Origin of the sequence: Paenibacillus gorillae (genome assembly GCF_000513275.1) — a bacterium.
Classification (GTDB): Bacteria; Bacillota; Bacilli; order Paenibacillales; family Paenibacillaceae; genus Pristimantibacillus; species Pristimantibacillus gorillae.
Map to the genome: position 1 here is coordinate 1 of NZ_CBVJ010000149.1, position 18,188 is coordinate 18,188.

Sequence of the window (18,188 nt, forward strand, 5' to 3'; positions counted from 1 at the left end):
CATCAGCGTCCTCCCCCTTTCTGTCCGTTCCCGCCTAGAATTTCAGCGGTGCGCTTGCGTGCCAAGCTCTTCTGCTTCCACGATTTCTGCATGGAAGGGAAGACGAGAGCGACAATAACGATTACCGCTGTTATGAGCTTCAAGTCGGAAGCTTCGAGGAAATCACTCTGATACGCCAGACCAATAATAATGCGGTAGACGATCGATCCCAGAATAACCGCCAGCGTTGCGCGGAATACGGATTTTGCACCAAACAGCGCTTCCCCGATAATAACGGATGCCAGACCGATTACGATCATACCGACCCCCATCGAAATATCTGCATAGCCGCTCTGCTGCGCCACGAATGATCCGGATAAAGCGACTAGTCCATTCGATAGCGCGATACCAAGAATTTTCGTATTGTCGGTATTGGTTCCGAAGCTCCGAATCATGCGTTCATTGTCGCCGGTTGCACGCAGACTAAGCCCCAGATCCGTTTTAAAGAACAGATCCAGCAATACTTTCAATAGAACGACGATAAACGGCATTAATACAAGAACCTTCATACTGGAGAAAACAGTCGTTATATCGGTACCCATAAGACCGATGTTCGGCTTGCCCATAATTCTCATATTAATGGAATATAGAGCAATCATCATAATAATACCGGACAGCAGACCGTTAATTTTGCCTTTTGTATGCAATAAACCTGTAATTGCGCCTGCGACAGCTCCGGCGCCAAATGCCGCAAGGCAAGCCAGCCAAGGCGAAGTGCCGTTCGTAATTAGAACTGCTGCTACCCCTGCTCCAGTCGTAAAGCTTGCGTCGACCGTAAGATCGGGAAAATCCAGGATGCGAAATGTAATATAGACACCTAGAGCCATTAGCGAGTAAAGCAAGCCAAGCTCGAGCGCGCCATTTAACCATACTGGCACCGGGGCACCTCCTTAAGGAATAGAAAAAAGGGTGAACACAAGGAGCGTTCACCCCGTCTCATCTTTATTATTCGATAATATTGTTAGCAGGATCCTTGACCCCAGCTTTCATTGCATCAGTAACCGTGATGCCCATGCCAGCTGCAGCTTTCAAATTAAGGATAAGATCCAGCTTGTCCGGCACAGTAACTTTCATTTCGCCCGGATTTTTGCCTTTCAAAATCTCAGCAGCCATTTGGCCTACTTGATAACCATGATCATAATATTTGAAGCCGACTGTTGCAAAAGCGCCCTTCTCAACTGTATCGCGATCACTGGAGAAGAATGGAATTTTATTGTCCTTCGCAAGTTGCAGCAACGATTCAACGCCTGAGACAACAACATTATCGAGCGTAATGAACATTGCATCCACTTTGCCGATTAGCGATTCACCCGCTTGTTTTACTTCAGATGTATTCGTAACAGGAGCTTCAATCAATTCAATATTATGTTTAGCCAGCGCCTGCTTTGCATTTGCTGTCATAACAACAGCATTTGGTTCGCCTTTGTTAATAACGATACCAACTTTTTTCACATCCGGGAAATTGGCTGCAATAAAGTCCATCAATTGAACGATCGCGTCCGGGTTCGTGTCAGATGCACCTGTAATGTTGCCGCCAGGAGCGTCAAGGTTCGAAACCAGCTTAGCATCAAGCGGATCTGTTACTGCTGCGAACAGAACGGGACTTTTGTTGCCCGCTTTGTCATAGGCTTGAACGAGCGCTTGAGCAGATGGCGTTGCGATACCCAAAGCCAGGTCCGCTTTTGCACCAGCGATTTTAGAAGCAATCGAGGAGTTATTCGTCATATCGCCTTGAGCCGTATTGAAGTCTACAGTCAAATTGTCGCCTTCAACAAAGCCTGCATCCTTTAATGCTGCAAGAAAACCTTCTCTTGTTGCATCAAGGGACGGGTGCTCTACGATTTGGGAGATCGATACTTTATACTTTTTGCTATCCGTTGGCGTTTCTGAACCGCTATTTTCTGTACCTGTGGATCCATTGTTTCCGCCCGATGTGTTATTCTCCGGTTTGCTTCCGCATGCCGAGACAACCAGCAGCAGGACCAGCGCAAGCGGTACCAGCCATTTCATCTTCATTATTGTATTACCCCTCTCATCTCTTTGCCGACGAAATTATTTCCCGATCTCGATAAAGTAAATCCGGAAGACTTGTCATCTCTAAAAAATTGTCGACAATATTAGTTTTATAGTAAATGCGTCATTTAGTCATGTCAATGATTATGTTAGAGTAAAAATTAACAAAAAAAGGCTATCCCGAGCAAGCCCGGAATAGCCTTCTTGTATTCCAATGCGGCTTAAAGCCGCGTGGAATTATTTTTGGATAGTTGCTACAGCGCCAGCGCCTACAGTACGGCCGCCTTCACGGATGGAGAAGCGAGTGCCTTCTTCAACCGCGATTGGAGCGATCAGTTCAACTGTAACTGTGATGTTGTCGCCAGGCATAACCATCTCAGTGCCTTCTGGCAGGTTGATGATACCTGTAACGTCAGTTGTACGGAAGTAGAACTGTGGACGGTAACCTGTGAAGAAAGGTTTGTGACGTCCGCCCTCTTCTTTAGTCAGAACGTAGATTTGAGCTGTGAAGTTAGTGTGTGGTTTAACCGAAGCTGGTTTAGCCAATACTTGTCCACGCTCGATATCTTTACGGTCAACACCACGAAGCAGTGCGCCGATGTTGTCGCCCGCTTGAGCGGAATCCATCAATTTACGGAACATTTCTACGCCCGTAACAACGGATTTGCGAGTTTCTTCAGCCAGACCAACGATTTCGATCTCGTCGCCGACTTTAACCACACCACGATCGATACGGCCAGTTGCAACTGTACCACGACCAGTGATTGTGAACACGTCCTCGACAGGCATCAGGAAAGGCTTAGCAGTGTCGCGCTCTGGAGTTGGGATGTAAGCATCCACTTGCTCGAACAGCTCAACGATTTTGTCAGCCCAAGGACCATCTGGGTTTTGCAGAGCTTCACGCGCTGCGCCACGGATGATTGGAGTGTCGTCGCCTGGGAACTCATACTCGGAAAGAAGGTCGCGAACTTCCATCTCAACCAGTTCAAGAAGCTCTTCGTCTTCAACCATGTCGCATTTGTTCAGGAATACAACGATGTAAGGTACGCCTACTTGGCGGGACAACAGGATGTGCTCGCGAGTTTGCGGCATAGGGCCGTCAGCTGCGGATACAACCAGGATTGCGCCGTCCATTTGAGCAGCACCAGTGATCATGTTTTTAACATAGTCGGCGTGACCAGGGCAGTCAACGTGAGCGTAGTGACGGTTAGGAGTCTCATACTCAACGTGAGCTGTCGAGATTGTGATACCACGCTCGCGCTCTTCTGGAGCTTTGTCGATTTGGTCGAATGCGATTGCCGCGCCGCCGTATTTTTTGGAAAGTACAGTGGTGATAGCTGCAGTCAGAGTCGTTTTACCATGGTCGACGTGACCGATAGTACCGATATTAACGTGCGGTTTGTTACGTTCAAATTTAGCCTTTGCCATTGAACTTAATCCTCCTTAATATAACTAAAGTTTTATGTGTGGGCCGAATCTCCGCTTGCCGGGCAAGTGAAGATGTCGACCAAAGCAACCCGAAGGTTCAAGCAACGCTATATTCTATTGAATTAAGCGCCTTTGCTTTTGGAAATGATTTCTTCAGAGATGTTGCGCGGTACTTCTTCATAGTGCGAAAGCTCCATGGAGAATACGCCGCGGCCTTGTGTACCCGAACGAAGAGTCGTGGAGTAACCAAACATCTCAGCCAAAGGTACCTTAGCACGGATAATTTGCGCGCCTGCGCGAGTATCCATACCTTCGATACGACCACGACGGGAGTTCAGCATACCCATTACGTCGCCCATGTACTCTTCCGGAACCGTAACTTCAACTTTCATGATTGGCTCAAGCAGGACAGGTTTACACTTTTCTTTAGCTGCTTTAAGCGCCATCGATCCAGCGATTTTGAACGCCATCTCTGAGGAGTCAACGTCATGGTACGATCCGTCGAATACGATTGCTTTCACGTCAACGAGTGGGAAGCCGGCAATAACGCCGTTCTTCATTGATTCCTCGATACCCGCTTGGATAGGAGCAATAAATTCGCGCGGAATAGATCCGCCCACTGTTTTGTTTTCGAAAACAAATCCGGCGCCTGGCTCTTGTGGAATGAACTCAACCCAGCAATGGCCAAATTGACCTTTACCGCCGGATTGACGAACGAACTTGCCTTCCACTTTCGCTGCTTCACGGAATGTTTCACGATAAGCAACCTGCGGTTTACCAACGTTCGTCTCAACTTTGAATTCGCGAAGCATACGGTCAACCAGGATTTCAAGGTGAAGCTCACCCATACCCGAAATGATCGTTTGGTTCGTTTCTTCATCCGTATGAGCACGGAATGTTGGATCTTCTTCAGCAAGCTTCGAGATTGCGATACCGAGTTTATCTTGGTCTGCTTTCGTTTTTGGTTCGATAGCAACCGAGATAACCGGATCAGGGAAGTTCATCGATTCGAGAACGATCGGGAACTTCTCTTCGCAAAGTGTATCACCTGTAGTTGTATCTTTCAGACCAACTGCAGCGGCGATGTCGCCGGAATACACTTCGGAAATCTCTTGACGGCTGTTCGCGTGCATTTGCAGAATCCGGCCAATCCGCTCACGTTTGTTCTTTGTTGCATTCAGAACATACGAACCGGATTTCAGGACGCCCGAGTACACACGGAAGAACGTCAGCTTACCAACATAAGGGTCAGTCATGATTTTGAATGCAAGAGCTGCGAACGGCTCTGTGTCGGAAGAAGGACGTACGCCTTCTTCACCGTCTTCAAGCGTACCTTTGATTGCTGGTACGTCAAGCGGCGACGGCAGGTAATCGACAACTGCATCCAATACCAATTGAACACCTTTGTTACGGTAAGAGGAACCTGCAACAACCGGGAAGATTTTAACTTCGCAAACACCTTTGCGGAGTGCTGCTTTCAGTTCTGCAACAGTGATTTCTTCACCTTCCAGATACTTCATTGTCAGCTCTTCATCCAATTCTGCAACCTTCTCAACAAGTTCCAGACGAAGTTCTTCAACTTGGTCTGCATATTGAGCAGGAATTTCGATTTTCTCAGGATCTTTCCCGAGATCATCTACGTATTTGTAAGCAACGCGCTCAACGATGTCGATAACACCAACGAAGTCGGATTCAGCACCGATAGGAAGCTGAATGGCAACTGCATTAGCTTGCAGACGCTCACGCATGTCTTTAATAACATTCAGATAGTCTGCACCGATGATATCCATCTTGTTGATGTAAGCGATCCGAGGAACGCCGTAACGGTCAGCTTGACGCCATACGGTTTCAGATTGAGGCTCAACGCCCTCTTTTGCACTGAAAACGCCAACGGCCCCGTCCAATACGCGCAGGGAACGTTCAACTTCTACTGTGAAGTCAACGTGTCCCGGGGTGTCGATAATATTAATGCGGTGACCCTTCCATTGAGCGGTCGTCGCGGCAGACGTAATCGTAATACCGCGTTCTTGTTCTTGTTCCATCCAGTCCATTGTCGCAGCGCCTTCATGCACTTCGCCAATTTTGTGGGTACGGCCCGTGAAGAACAGAATCCGTTCAGTAGTCGTGGTTTTACCAGCGTCAATATGCGCCATAATCCCGATGTTACGCGTATTATTCAAGGAGAACTCTCTTGACATGAATTTGTCTCCTTTCGAATTGCGAGATTATCTCGGCAATCGATCTTTGTATTATGATTCTACCAACGGTAGTGAGCAAACGCTTTGTTCGCTTCTGCCATTTTGTGCGTGTCTTCGCGTTTCTTCACAGATGCGCCAGTGTTATTGGAAGCATCGATGATTTCAGCAGCCAGACGTTCTTCCATCGTTTTTTCACCGCGGTTACGTGAGTAGTTCACGAGCCAACGGAGACCAAGCGACGTACGACGCTCTGGTTTAACCTCGATCGGCACTTGATAGTTAGCGCCGCCAACACGGCGAGCTTTAACCTCAAGTACAGGCATGATGTTTTTCAATGCTGCTTCGAACACTTCCATCGGATCTTTACCCGTGCGTTCTTGGATCAGCGTGAATGCATCATACAGCAACGTTTGTGCAACGCCGCGTTTGCCGTCGATCATAATACGGTTGATCAGACGAGTTACCAATTTGCTATTGTACACCGGATCCGGCAATACATCGCGTTTTGTTACAGGACCTTTGCGTGGCATGAGAAAGTCCCCCTTTCTTTCATAGTCGTTTAGCTTGCATTTGCAATTGGCTCACCCGAGCGGGTGTATCCAACTTATTTTTTAACTTTTGGACGTTTAGTACCGTATTTCGAACGGGATTGACCGCGGTTGTTAACACCCGCTGTATCCAATGCGCCGCGAACGATATGGTAACGTACGCCCGGAAGGTCTTTTACACGACCGCCACGGATCAGTACGACACTGTGCTCTTGCAGGTTGTGTCCGATACCCGGAATGTAAGCCGTTACCTCTACTTTGTTCGTCAGACGCACACGTGCGTATTTACGAAGCGCGGAGTTCGGTTTTTTCGGAGTCATCGTACCTACACGAGTGCACACACCGCGTTTTTGCGGAGCGCTGATGTTCGTAGCTTCACGTTTCAGGGCATTGTAGCCTTTTTGCAAAGCAGGCGATTTCGATTTTACGACTTTAGCTTGACGTCCTTTGCGGACGAGCTGGTTAATTGTTGGCATGTTGCCACCCCCTTCCCATGATTCATGTCTTATTTAAAAATACAAGAATTCAATAAGCTATTCACTTACAAAAAAATACTTGTATTTCTTCGCGAAACGAACTTTGTTTACCAAAGGTTAACGAAAGCCGTCACGCTTATGGCAAGACATTACACCCTACTTTAAGCCCACAGATCCAGGTGGTTCGTAAAAGAACAAAAGAAAATTTCTGCCGGTCTACTTCTTGCAAACTACACCAGCAAAAATAATAATTCATTTATTCACCATCAGGGACAAGCGCTGCAGTTGCAGCACCGACGTCAATGCCGCAGGTTTCCCCAAGGCTCTCCATCGTGTCGGCCCACCGAATCGGTACACCCAACCTCTCACACAGATGAACAATCTTCTCTTTCATCCGAGGATCTGCATCACGGGCAATATAGACTTCGACTGCTTTATGCTGCTCAAGCATCTTCGTCGTCTGTTTCGCGCCAACCTTAAACTGCATGAAATCACCTTTCCTTATCGGAAGACACGTCACACAATTAGGCACACTTCGATATAGTATCACCTTGAACAGCCTGTGTCAAGCAACTACGGCTTCATGAAAGTTGTTAAACTTTTCTTAAGCCTTTTTCGAACATGCCGAAAGCTCATTCACTCATAAAAAGAGCGGATACCCGCAGCTAGGCTCATGCCCTCGCAGCGGATATCTCGCCCTTTATCCAGAGCTTTATACAAAAGGTGAATCTATCTTACCTATTCAATCGCAACGGCTTCTGATTCCACTTCGCCCTGCTCTGCAACGTCCTCGTCTTCTAAGCCAACGAGTTTGATGTTGCGGTAGCGAGTCATGCCAGTACCGGCTGGAATCAGCTTACCGATAATAACGTTCTCTTTCAGACCGAGCAATTGGTCCACTTTGCCTTTGATCGCTGCATCAGTCAATACGCGAGTCGTCTCTTGGAAAGATGCTGCCGACAAGAAGGAGTCAGTCTCCAGGGACGCTTTCGTAATACCGAGCAGGACTGGCTTAGCGACTGCCGGCTCATGTCCGGAAAGAATCGCATCGCGGTTCTGAGATTCATATTCATGGATGTCAACGAACGCGCCAGGAAGCAGCGTCGTGTCGCCAGCATCTACGATACGGATTTTGCGGAGCATTTGCTTAACGACAACCTCGACGTGTTTATCATTGATTTCTACGCCTTGGTTCCGATATACGCGTTGTACTTCCTGCAAAATATAGTTTTGTACGCCGCGGATGCCTTTGATGCGCAGCATGTCTTTCGGATCAATCGAACCATCCGTCAGCTCATCGCCGGCTTCAATATGCTGGCCTTCCGTAACGCGGATACGCGAGCCGTAAGTGATTGCATACACTTTGGACTCTGCTTCGCCTTGAATTTCAATTTCGCGGCGGTCTTTCGCTTCGCGAATTTCTTTCACGACGCCGTCAAGCTCCGTAATGATCGCTTGACCTTTCGGATTACGCGCCTCGAACAACTCCTGGATACGCGGCAAACCTTGCGTAATATCGTCGCCGGCTACACCGCCGGTATGGAACGTACGCATGGTGAGCTGTGTTCCTGGCTCGCCGATCGATTGTGCTGCAATAATACCAACCGCTTCGCCGATTTCCACATGTTTGCCGGTCGCCAGGTTGCGGCCATAGCAAATTTTGCAGACGCCGTGACGGGCGCGGCAGCTAAGGACGGAACGAATTTGCAGCTTCTCGATACCTGCGTTGATGATCGCGTCCGCTTTGCCCGAGTCGATCAGCTCACTTTTCTTAACGATAACCTCACCTGTTTGAGGGTGACGAATCGTCTCGAACGAATAGCGGCCTTCGATACGGTCGTACAGATCCTCGATAACCTCTTTGCCGTCTTGAATTTTGCTGACGGTAAAGCCTTTATCCGTTCCACAATCATCTTCGCGAACGATTACGTCCTGTGCTACGTCTACGAGACGACGGGTCAAGTAACCCGAGTCAGCAGTACGAAGCGCCGTATCGGCCAGACCTTTACGGGCACCGTGGGTCGAGATAAAGTACTCGAGGACGGTGAGGCCTTCACGGAAGTTCGATTTAATTGGCAACTCAATAATCCGACCAGATGGGTTGGCCATCAGACCACGCATACCGCCGAGTTGAGCGATCTGCGATTTGTTACCCCGCGCTTTGGAGTCGACCATGAGCATGATAGAGTTGTAACGATCCATCGATCTCATGAGAATTTCGGTAATCTGATCTTTCGATTTACTCCAGATCTCGATTACACGGTCATAGCGCTCTTCGTTCGTAATCAGACCACGGCGGTACTGGTTCATAACAACCGCTACCTTAGCGTCGGATTCCTTCAGAATTTGAACTTTTTCTTCTGGAACAATAACGTCTGATACCGCAACCGAGATACCCGCACGAGTCGAATAGGTGAAGCCAAGCTGCTTAATACGGTCAAGGATGACCGACGTCAATGTCGTATGGTAAATACGGAAGCATTCGCCGATGATGTTGCCCAAATACTCTTTACCTACGCCGCCGGCAATTGGAAGCTCATCCATGAACTTGTTCAGATCGCTGCCCTTGTCATAGACGAAATATTTGTCAGGCGTCCCGTACAACAAGTTAGCTTTAGTTGCTTCGTTGATGTAAGGGAAATCCTCCGGATAAATTTCGTTGAAAATAACTTTACCAACAGTTGTACAAATGAGCGAATCCTGTTGTTTTTCCGTAAAGTTTGTTTTCTTCAAGACGCGAGCCGGTATGAAGATGCGGGCATGCAGCGAAACGATGCTGCGCTGATAAGCGGAGATCGCTTCGTTAACCGAAGCAAATACAGAACCGCTTCCTTTCGCCTCTTTGTTGTCCATCGTCAGGTAGAATGATCCGAGAACCATATCCTGCGATGGTGTAACGACCGGTTTGCCGTCTTTCGGGTTCAAAATGTTGCCCGATGCAAGCATAAGCAGACGTGCTTCCGTTTGAGCCTCAGCAGATAACGGTACGTGAACGGCCATTTGGTCACCGTCAAAGTCCGCGTTGTATGCCGTACATACGAGCGGGTGAAGCTTGATAGCGCGGCCTTCCACAAGGATCGGCTCAAACGCCTGGATGCCGAGACGGTGAAGGGTCGGTGCACGGTTCAGCAGAACCGGATGCTCCTTGATGACTTCTTCGAGTACATCCCAAACTTCAGGGCTTACGCGCTCAACCTTGCGCTTCGCACTTTTAATGTTATGAGCAAGACCTTTGTTGACAAGCTCCTTCATAACGAATGGCTTGAACAGCTCCAACGCCATTTCCTTCGGAAGTCCGCATTGGAACATCTTCAGGTTCGGTCCAACAACGATAACCGAACGACCGGAGTAGTCAACCCGTTTGCCGAGCAAGTTCTGACGGAAACGGCCTTGTTTACCCTTCAGCATATGGCTGAGAGATTTCAATGGACGGTTGCCTGGTCCTGTAACTGGACGACCGCGACGGCCATTGTCGATCAAGGCGTCAACGGCTTCTTGAAGCATCCGTTTCTCATTTTGTACGATGATGTCAGGAGCGCCAAGATCAAGCAAACGCTTAAGACGGTTGTTCCGGTTAATTACGCGACGGTACAGGTCATTCAAGTCGGACGTTGCAAAACGGCCGCCGTCGAGCTGAACCATTGGACGAAGCTCCGGAGGAATAACCGGAAGCACGTCAAGAATCATCCACTCCGGCTCATTGCCAGAGTTACGGAATGCTTCAATGACTTCCAGACGCTTGATCGCACGGTTACGGCGTTGCCCTTGTGCAGTGCGCAGCTCTTCCTTCAGCGTCTCAAGCTCTTTCTCCACGTCGATATCCTGCAGCAGCTTTTTGACTGCTTCGGCACCCATGCCGGCTTGGAATCCGTAGCCATATTTCTCACGATAGCTGCGGTATTCTTTCTCCGACAACAGTTGTTTCTTCTCCAAAGGCGTCTCGCCTGGGTCCGTTACAACATAGGATGCAAAGTAGATAATTTCCTCAAGCGAACGAGGCGACATATCCAAAGCCAAGCCCATACGGCTCGGAATCCCTTTAAAATACCAGATATGCGATACAGGAGCAGCCAATTCAATATGGCCCATACGCTCGCGGCGTACTTTCGCGCGAGTTACTTCAACGCCGCAGCGATCGCAGACAACGCCTTTGTAACGTACACGTTTGTACTTGCCGCAATGGCATTCCCAGTCTTTGGTTGGTCCAAAGATTTTTTCGCAGAAGAGGCCTTCCTTCTCCGGTTTTAAAGTCCTATAGTTGATCGTCTCCGGTTTTTTGACTTCTCCGCGGGACCAAGAACGAATTTTATCCGGCGAGGCAAGCCCGATTTTCATATACTCGAAGTTGTTCACGTCCAACAAGGAGCAACCCTCCTTCGTCATGTATGGCTATGTCGTGCAAATTAGCGGCTGCACGTCCGCGCATCAAGCGGGACGAGCAGCCTTGGTCATTTTTATTCAGCGCCCATTTCTGAGCCTTCAAGATTCAGGTTCAGCTTATCGCCTGCACCCTCATCCTCGTCATCCATTTCTTTCATTTCGATCTCTTCTTCATTCTCCGTCAAGATCTTAACGTCCATGCCGAGAGATTGAAGCTCTTTGATCAATACCTTAAACGATTCCGGAACGCCTGGCTCCGGCACGTTCTCGCCTTTGACGATCGATTCATACGTCTTAACCCGGCCGACAACGTCATCGGATTTGACTGTAAGAATCTCTTGAAGCGTATAGGCTGCGCCGTAGGCTTCAAGCGCCCATACTTCCATCTCCCCGAAGCGCTGGCCGCCGAACTGGGCTTTACCGCCGAGTGGCTGCTGCGTAACGAGTGAGTAAGGACCCGTAGAACGGGCGTGGATTTTATCGTCAACCATGTGCGCGAGCTTGATCATGTACATGACGCCGACCGTAACTTCACGTTCGAAGGACTCGCCCGTACGTCCGTCATACAAGACCGTTTTGCCGTTGCGCTGCATGCCGGCTTCTTCCATCGTATCGAATACGTCATACTCGCGCGCGCCGTCGAATACCGGCGTTGCGGCATGAAGTCCGAGCTGTTTGCAGGCCATGCCCAGATGGACCTCGAGCACTTGCCCGATGTTCATCCGCGAAGGTACGCCCAGCGGGTTCAATACGATTTCAACAGGGGTGCCGTCCGGCAGGAATGGCATATCTTCCTCCGGCATAATGCGGGCGATAACCCCTTTGTTGCCGTGACGTCCTGCCATTTTGTCGCCTTCGGAAATTTTCCGTTTTTGAGCAATATATACACGAACGAGCTGATTAACGCCTGGAGGCAGTTCATCGCCATTCTCACGGGTAAACACTTTAACGTCAACGACAATGCCGTCCGTACCGTGAGGCACGCGGAGCGAAGTGTCGCGAACCTCGCGGGCCTTCTCGCCGAAGATCGCGTGGAGCAGCCGCTCTTCCGCTGTCAGCTCTGTTACGCCTTTAGGCGTTACTTTGCCGACAAGGATATCGCCTGCGCCAATCTCAGCGCCTACGCGGATAATGCCGCGCTCGTCAAGGTTTTTGAGTGCTTCTTCGCCGACGTTCGGAATGTCGCGCGTAATTTCTTCCGGTCCAAGCTTCGTATCACGAGCTTCAGATTCATATTCTTCAATATGAATAGAAGTGTACACGTCTTCTTTAACCAGTTTCTCGCTAAGAAGAATAGCATCCTCGTAGTTGTAGCCTTCCCAAGTCATGAAAGCAACGACTACGTTGCGGCCAAGAGCCAATTCGCCTTGCTCGGTCGATGGACCGTCAGCAAGAATGTCGCCTTTTTTGGATAACGTCGCCCTTACGGACGATTGGACGCTGGTTGATGCAAGTTCCTTGGTTGGAACGTGTAAATTTGTGCAGCTTGTGTTTGACAAGGTCGCCTGTAACAGGTTTTCCGTCAAGCAGTTCAATGCGACGCAGCCAAATTTCGTTGGCCGATACGCGTTCGATAACACCATCGAACTTGGATACGATACACACGCCAGAATCTTTCGCAGCCTTGTGCTCCATTCCTGTGCCGACAAGCGGCGCCTTAGGAATCAACAGCGGAACTGCTTGCCGCTGCATGTTCGATCCCATCAGGGCACGGTTGGAGTCATCGTTTTCCAAGAACGGAATGAGCGCCGTCGCAACGGACACGACCTGTTTCGGCGATACGTCCATGTAATCGACGCGATCCGATGGCATGGTCAGTATATTATCGGCTTGCTTATTGTAACGAACGATCTGACTTTCGTCTTCGAAGCGACTGTCTTCTGTCAGATTAGCATTTGCCTGACCGATAACATAGTTGTCTTCTTCGTCGGCAGTCATATACGAGATCTGCTCGGTTACAACACCCGTCTTCGGATCAACCCAACGGTATGGAGCCTCAATGAAGCCATACTCATTGATTCGTGCGAACGATGACAAGGAGTTGATCAGACCGATGTTCGGTCCCTCTGGCGTCTCGATCGGACACATCCGCCCATAGTGGGAGTGATGGACGTCACGGACTTCAAAGCCGGCGCGCTCACGCGTCAAACCGCCCGGTCCGAGTGCGGACAGACGACGTTTGTGCGTCAGTTCAGCAAGCGGATTCGTTTGGTCCATAAACTGCGACAGCTGCGACGAACCGAAGAACTCTTTAATCGATGCGATAACAGGCCGGATATTGATCAAAGCCTGAGGCGTGATTGCATTCGCATCCTGAATCGACATTCTCTCGCGTACAACGCGCTCCATACGGGACAAGCCGATACGGAACTGGTTCTGCAGAAGCTCGCCTACCGAACGCAAACGGCGGTTGCCGAGATGGTCGATATCGTCCGTGCTTCCGACTCCGTGCAAGAGATTGATGAAATAGTTAATGGACGAAATGATGTCCGCAGGTGTAATATTTTTAACCGTTTTGTCAATGATGCCGTTGGAGATGACCTTAATCACCTTCGCATCATCAAGCGGTGAGAATACGCTGATCGTTTGCAGTGGAATACTATCTGCATCCAATACGCCGTTGGCAACATGATAAGTCTTGAAGCCGACGTTCTTCTCCAGCTTGTCGAGGATATCGTCTAACAGGCGGCGGTCGATCACTTGGCCTGATTCAGCGATAATCTCGCCCGTTCCCGGATCAACAAGCGTCTCTGCAAGGCGCTGGTTGAACAAACGGTTTTTGATATGAAGCTTTTTGTTGATTTTGTAACGACCGACATTCGCCAGATCGTAACGCTTTGGATCGAAGAAACGAGCTACCAGCAAGCTCTTCGCATTATCCAAAGTTGGCGGCTCGCCCGGACGAAGACGCTCGTAGATTTCGATCAGCGCTTTCTCTGTCGAATCCGTATTGTCTTTGTCCAGCGTGTTGCGAATATACTCGTCATGCCCTAGCAATTCGAGAATTTCAGCGTCAGTGCCAAAGCCTAGAGCACGCAAAAGCACCGTAACCGGGATTTTCCGGGTGCGGTCGATCCGAACGTAAATAATGTCCTTGGCATCCGTCTCGAGCTCCAGCCATGCTCCACGATTCGGAATAACCGTCGCCGTGTATGTTTTCTTACCGTTCTTATCAACCTTCGTGCTGAAGTACACACTTGGGGATCGCACCAACTGGCTGACAATAACGCGTTCCGCACCATTAATAATAAAGGTGCCGGTCTCGGTCATAAGAGGGAAGTCACCCATAAACACTTCCTGCTCTTTCACTTCGCCGGTTTCCTTATTAAAGAGCCGTACTTTAACGCGCAGCGGAGCCGCATACGTTACATCGCGTTCCTTTGATTCATCGACCGAATATTTCGGTTCGCCCAAGCTATAGTCGATAAACTCAAGCGATAGATTTCCCGTAAAGTCCTGAATCGGCGAAATGTCCTGGAACAACTCAAGCAAGTCGTTGTCCAAAAACTTTTCGTACGATTTTTGTTGGATTTCAATCAGGTTCGGGACTTCCAGCACCTCGTTGATCCGGGCGTAACTTCTCCGCGTGCGCCGACCATACTGAACAAGTTGTCCTGCCAACTTAACCTCACCCCTCATGTCTGTCTCACAGCATCGATATCACTGCGTCAATTCAAATAAAGAAAAGCCCTTATCGAATATAGTTCGAAAAAAGAGCATGTTCCGGCAGTCAACCAAACGCAGCGCGGGCGTAATGGTTCCATATCAAGTAATTTTGCCCAAAATGTAAACATTATACGTCAAACGTGTTTTATTTATTCATTTCGCGCTAAAAATTCACGCTTGACATTTTAGTTGACTAAAGAGATTGAGCCCAATTTAATGCTGACATTTTATAATATTACCATAACCGGAATGTCAAGTCAAGAAGACAGACATCCCTACTTTTTTTGCCATATAAATCCGGTAGCCTTTGTCCTTGGAAACCTCTTCTACTTCTTCAAACAATGACTGCAATTTCGCTTCCGCAGAGGGAGCTCCTTGCTTCTTCTGAATAACAACCCACATCGTTCCGCCAGGCACTAGAAGCTCATAGCCCTCTTCAAAAATGCGGTGCACGGTCGCTTTGCCTGCCCGAATCGGGGGATTCGTCAGGATGACGTCAAAGCTTCTGCCTCCTACCGATTCATAGAGATCGCTCTGCAGCACCTCGACATTGGATATGCCGTTTAGAGCCGCATTCTCCTTCGATAGCTCTACTGCTCTTTCATTGATGTCTATCATCGTGATCCGGCCTTGTGGAGCCAGTCTGGCTGCTGTAAGGCCGATTGGTCCATAGCCGCATCCGACATCGAGCACATTGGCCGAAGGCGCAAGCTCCAACGCATTCAACAGCGCCCGGCTGCCATAATCGACACCGGATTTGGAGAACACACCGGCATCCGTCACAAATTTCAGCGTGTAGCCGCGAAGCTCATCTTGATGAACTTGACGGTTATGCTTCACTCCCGGCTTCTGAGAGTAATAGTGGTCCGACATCTCCTGTATTCCTCCTGCCGCTTCATATCGTTCGCATCAACATGCAACGAACCCCTTGAAACAAGACGTTTCAAGGGGCCCGTTATGTTTCACGAACGCGCACCGCTTCCAGCACGCACTCGCGAAAGGATTAAAGCGATATTACTTCACTTCTACAGCTGCGCCAGCTTCTTCAAGCTTAGCTTTAACTGCTTCTGCTTCTTCTTTAGCAACTTTTTCTTTGATTGCTTTAGGAGCGCCGTCAACCAGGTCTTTCGCTTCTTTCAGGCCAAGACCTGTGATTTCGCGAACAACTTTGATTACGTTGATTTTCGATGCGCCTGCGCTAGTCAGGATTACGTCGAATTCGGATTGCTCAGCTGCTTCAGCAGCGCCGCCAGCTACAACTGCTACTGGTGCAGCAGCTGTTACGCCGAATTCTTCTTCGATTGCTTTAACAAGATCGTTCAGTTCAAGAACGGTCATAACTTTGATGGCTTCCAAGATTTGCTCTTTAGACATGGTTATACCTCCGAAAATGGTTTAGTTTTTTTGTTGGTTTGTTACGCCGCCGGCGTTAACCGCCGTCCGGTATTTATGACGTTGCTAGACTCAAACAGCTTAAGCTTGAGCTTCTTTTTGTTCGCCAACTGCTTTAACTGCAAGCGCGAAGTTGCGAACTGGAGCTTGCAGAACGCTGAGGAGCATGGAGAGCAAACCGTCGCGGGACGGAAGTTCCGCCAACGCTTTAATTTGTTCATGTCCTACAACTTTGCCTTCAACAACGCCGCCTTTAAGTTTCAAAGCGTCGTTCTTTTTAGCGAAATCGTTAAGGATTTTCGCTGGAGCGACTGCATCTTCGCCGCCGAACGCGATGGCTGTAGGACCAACCAAAATCTCGTTCAGTTCTGTCAAATCAGCAGCTTCAGTTGCGCGGCGAACGAGCGAGTTTTTCAATACTTGAAACTCAACACCAGCTTCACGCAGCTGTTTGCGAAGTTCGGTAACTTGCGCAACGTTCAATCCGCGATAATCGGCAACGACTGTGCTAGTGCTCTCGCGGAGCTTAGCCGAAATCGTCTCAACCGCTTGTTGTTTCTCTTGGATGATTTTTGCGTTTGCCAAACTGTACACCTCCTGTAATAGTTGTACATCCCGTTTACTACGACGAGCTTTCTCAGCCTTAAGGCATAAGAAAAGCCTTCGCACGTACTAAGACTGCGAAGGCCATGATGGTTCGTTAACCCGCTTAATCCGTTAAGGCAAGCTGCTTACAAACACTTTATCATAACACCTCGGTAGGAAATTAAGCCCTGCGGCACCTACTGTCTACGGCATGCATATTCGAATTTAGTACCGTTCTTCTTAGCGGTAAACCGCAGTGGAGACGCGAGCGCCTGGGCCCATTGTCGAAGAAACAGCGATGTTTTTCAGGTAAACCCCTTTAGCTGCAGCCGGTTTTGCACGGTTCAGAGCATCAACCAATGCTTTGAGGTTCTCAGTGAGTTTCTCAGCATCGAAGGATACTTTACCGATTGGCGCATGGATTTGACCTGCTTTGTCCAGACGATATTCGATTTTACCGGCTTTGATTTCTTGCACGGCTTTCGTCACGTCAAAGGTTACCGTACCTGCTTTAGGGTTAGGCATGAGACCTTTACCACCCAGGATACGACCCAATTTACCAACTTCAGCCATCATGTCCGGCGTTGCTACGCAAACGTCGAATTCGAACCAGCCTTGTTGGATTTTGTTGATCATGTCTGCATCGCCTACGAAGTCAGCGCCAGCAGCTTCCGCTTCTTTTGCTTTTTCGCCTTTAGCGAATACGAGAACACGTTTTGTTTTACCAGTACCGTGCGGAAGTACAACTACGCCACGCACTGCTTGGTCTTGTTTCCGCGGGTCTACACCCAGACGGACAGCAACTTCGACGGATTCGTCAAATTTTGCTGTTGCAGCCTTTTTCACAAGCTCAATCGCTTGATCCGGCTCATAAGTTGCTTCGCTGTCAATCAGCTTAGCAGCTTCCAGATACTTCTTGCCATGTTTAGCCATTGTATTATCCTCCTTATGTGGTATAGCGGAGCATCCTCCTAGGAATGATCCTCCCACTTGACATCAGGATTTTGAGGGACTCAAAATCACTCGATATCTGGACATCAGTATTTTGGGAGACCCAAAATCACTCGATATCCGCGACAATTAGTCGACGATTGTTACACCCATGCTGCGTGCAGTACCTTCAATCATAAGCATTGCTGCTTCGACGGAAGCTGCATTCAAGTCGGGCATTTTTTGCTCAGCGATTTCGCGAACTTTATCGCGTTTAACCGTAGCAACTTTCTTCTTGTTTGGTTCGCCGGATCCTTTTTCGATGCCTGCTGCTACGCGGAGCAATACTGCTGCCGGCGGAGTTTTAGTCTCGAACGTAAAGGAACGGTCCTCAAACACTGAAATAACTACCGGAATAATCAAACCAGCTTGATCTGCAGTACGAGCATTGAATTCTTTACAGAATGCCATGATGTTAACGCCTGCTTGACCAAGGGCTGGACCGATCGGCGGAGCCGGGTTCGCTTTACCTG

At 49.0% G+C, this 18,188-nt stretch carries 15 protein-coding genes and 1 other annotated feature; all 15 genes read right to left on the reverse strand.

Features of this window, described 5'->3' with window-relative positions; translation table 11 throughout:
- Positions 1–2 precede the first annotated feature (2 nt).
- Complete coding sequence (locus TY10_RS28145; protein ID WP_081735533.1) at positions 3–917, reverse strand: ABC transporter permease; 915 nt, start codon at positions 915–917, stop codon at positions 3–5.
- A gap of 67 nt (positions 918–984) precedes the next feature.
- Entirely contained in the window at positions 985–2,055 is a 1,071-nt protein-coding gene (locus tag TY10_RS28150) for an ABC transporter substrate-binding protein (protein WP_042171457.1), read from the reverse strand.
- A gap of 234 nt (positions 2,056–2,289) precedes the next feature.
- A complete protein-coding gene (gene tuf / locus TY10_RS28155; RefSeq protein WP_042171459.1) occupies positions 2,290–3,480 on the reverse strand; it encodes an elongation factor Tu in 1,191 nt (396 codons plus the stop codon).
- 122 nt (positions 3,481–3,602) lie between these two features.
- Complete coding sequence (gene fusA, locus TY10_RS28160) at positions 3,603–5,678, reverse strand: elongation factor G (protein ID WP_042171460.1); 2,076 nt, start codon at positions 5,676–5,678, stop codon at positions 3,603–3,605.
- Between the two features lie 59 nt (positions 5,679–5,737).
- A complete protein-coding gene (gene rpsG, locus TY10_RS28165) occupies positions 5,738–6,208 on the reverse strand; it encodes a 30S ribosomal protein S7 (protein ID WP_042171461.1) in 471 nt (156 codons plus the stop codon).
- 74 nt (positions 6,209–6,282) lie between these two features.
- Positions 6,283–6,702: a 30S ribosomal protein S12 gene (gene rpsL / locus TY10_RS28170; RefSeq protein WP_042171462.1), complete on the reverse strand. Its 420-nt coding sequence runs from the start codon at positions 6,700–6,702 to the stop codon at positions 6,283–6,285.
- 256 nt (positions 6,703–6,958) lie between these two features.
- Entirely contained in the window at positions 6,959–7,189 is a 231-nt protein-coding gene (locus TY10_RS28175; protein ID WP_052350820.1) for a ribosomal L7Ae/L30e/S12e/Gadd45 family protein, read from the reverse strand.
- 251 nt (positions 7,190–7,440) lie between these two features.
- On the reverse strand, positions 7,441–11,064 hold the full coding sequence (gene rpoC / locus TY10_RS28180; RefSeq protein ID WP_042171464.1) for a DNA-directed RNA polymerase subunit beta': 3,624 nt from the start codon (positions 11,062–11,064) through the stop codon (positions 7,441–7,443).
- Positions 11,065–11,156: 92 nt separating this feature from the next.
- Entirely contained in the window at positions 11,157–12,581 is a 1,425-nt protein-coding gene (locus TY10_RS32360; protein ID WP_337588396.1) for a DNA-directed RNA polymerase subunit beta, read from the reverse strand.
- Positions 12,469–14,703: a DNA-directed RNA polymerase subunit beta gene (gene rpoB, locus TY10_RS32365; protein ID WP_337588397.1), complete on the reverse strand. Its 2,235-nt coding sequence runs from the start codon at positions 14,701–14,703 to the stop codon at positions 12,469–12,471. The genes TY10_RS32360 and rpoB overlap by 113 nt, the downstream gene beginning before the upstream one ends.
- 297 nt (positions 14,704–15,000) lie before the next feature.
- A complete protein-coding gene (locus TY10_RS28190; RefSeq protein ID WP_042171465.1) occupies positions 15,001–15,621 on the reverse strand; it encodes a class I SAM-dependent methyltransferase in 621 nt (206 codons plus the stop codon).
- Between the two features lie 141 nt (positions 15,622–15,762).
- Positions 15,763–16,122, reverse strand: coding sequence for a 50S ribosomal protein L7/L12 (rplL, locus tag TY10_RS28195; protein ID WP_042171466.1), 360 nt, complete (start codon positions 16,120–16,122; stop codon positions 15,763–15,765).
- Between the two features lie 99 nt (positions 16,123–16,221).
- The gene (gene rplJ, locus TY10_RS28200; RefSeq protein WP_042171467.1) at positions 16,222–16,725 is read right to left on the reverse strand and encodes a 50S ribosomal protein L10; all 504 of its coding nucleotides are present in this window, start codon (positions 16,723–16,725) and stop codon (positions 16,222–16,224) included.
- A 59-nt stretch (positions 16,726–16,784) separates the two neighbouring features.
- Positions 16,785–16,953, reverse strand: a sequence feature (ribosomal protein L10 leader region).
- A gap of 12 nt (positions 16,954–16,965) precedes the next feature.
- Positions 16,966–17,658: a 50S ribosomal protein L1 gene (gene rplA, locus TY10_RS28205; protein ID WP_042171469.1), complete on the reverse strand. Its 693-nt coding sequence runs from the start codon at positions 17,656–17,658 to the stop codon at positions 16,966–16,968.
- Positions 17,659–17,805: 147 nt separating this feature from the next.
- Positions 17,806–18,188: 50S ribosomal protein L11 (gene rplK / locus TY10_RS28210; RefSeq protein ID WP_042171471.1), on the reverse strand; the 383-nt coding region annotated here is incomplete at its 5' end.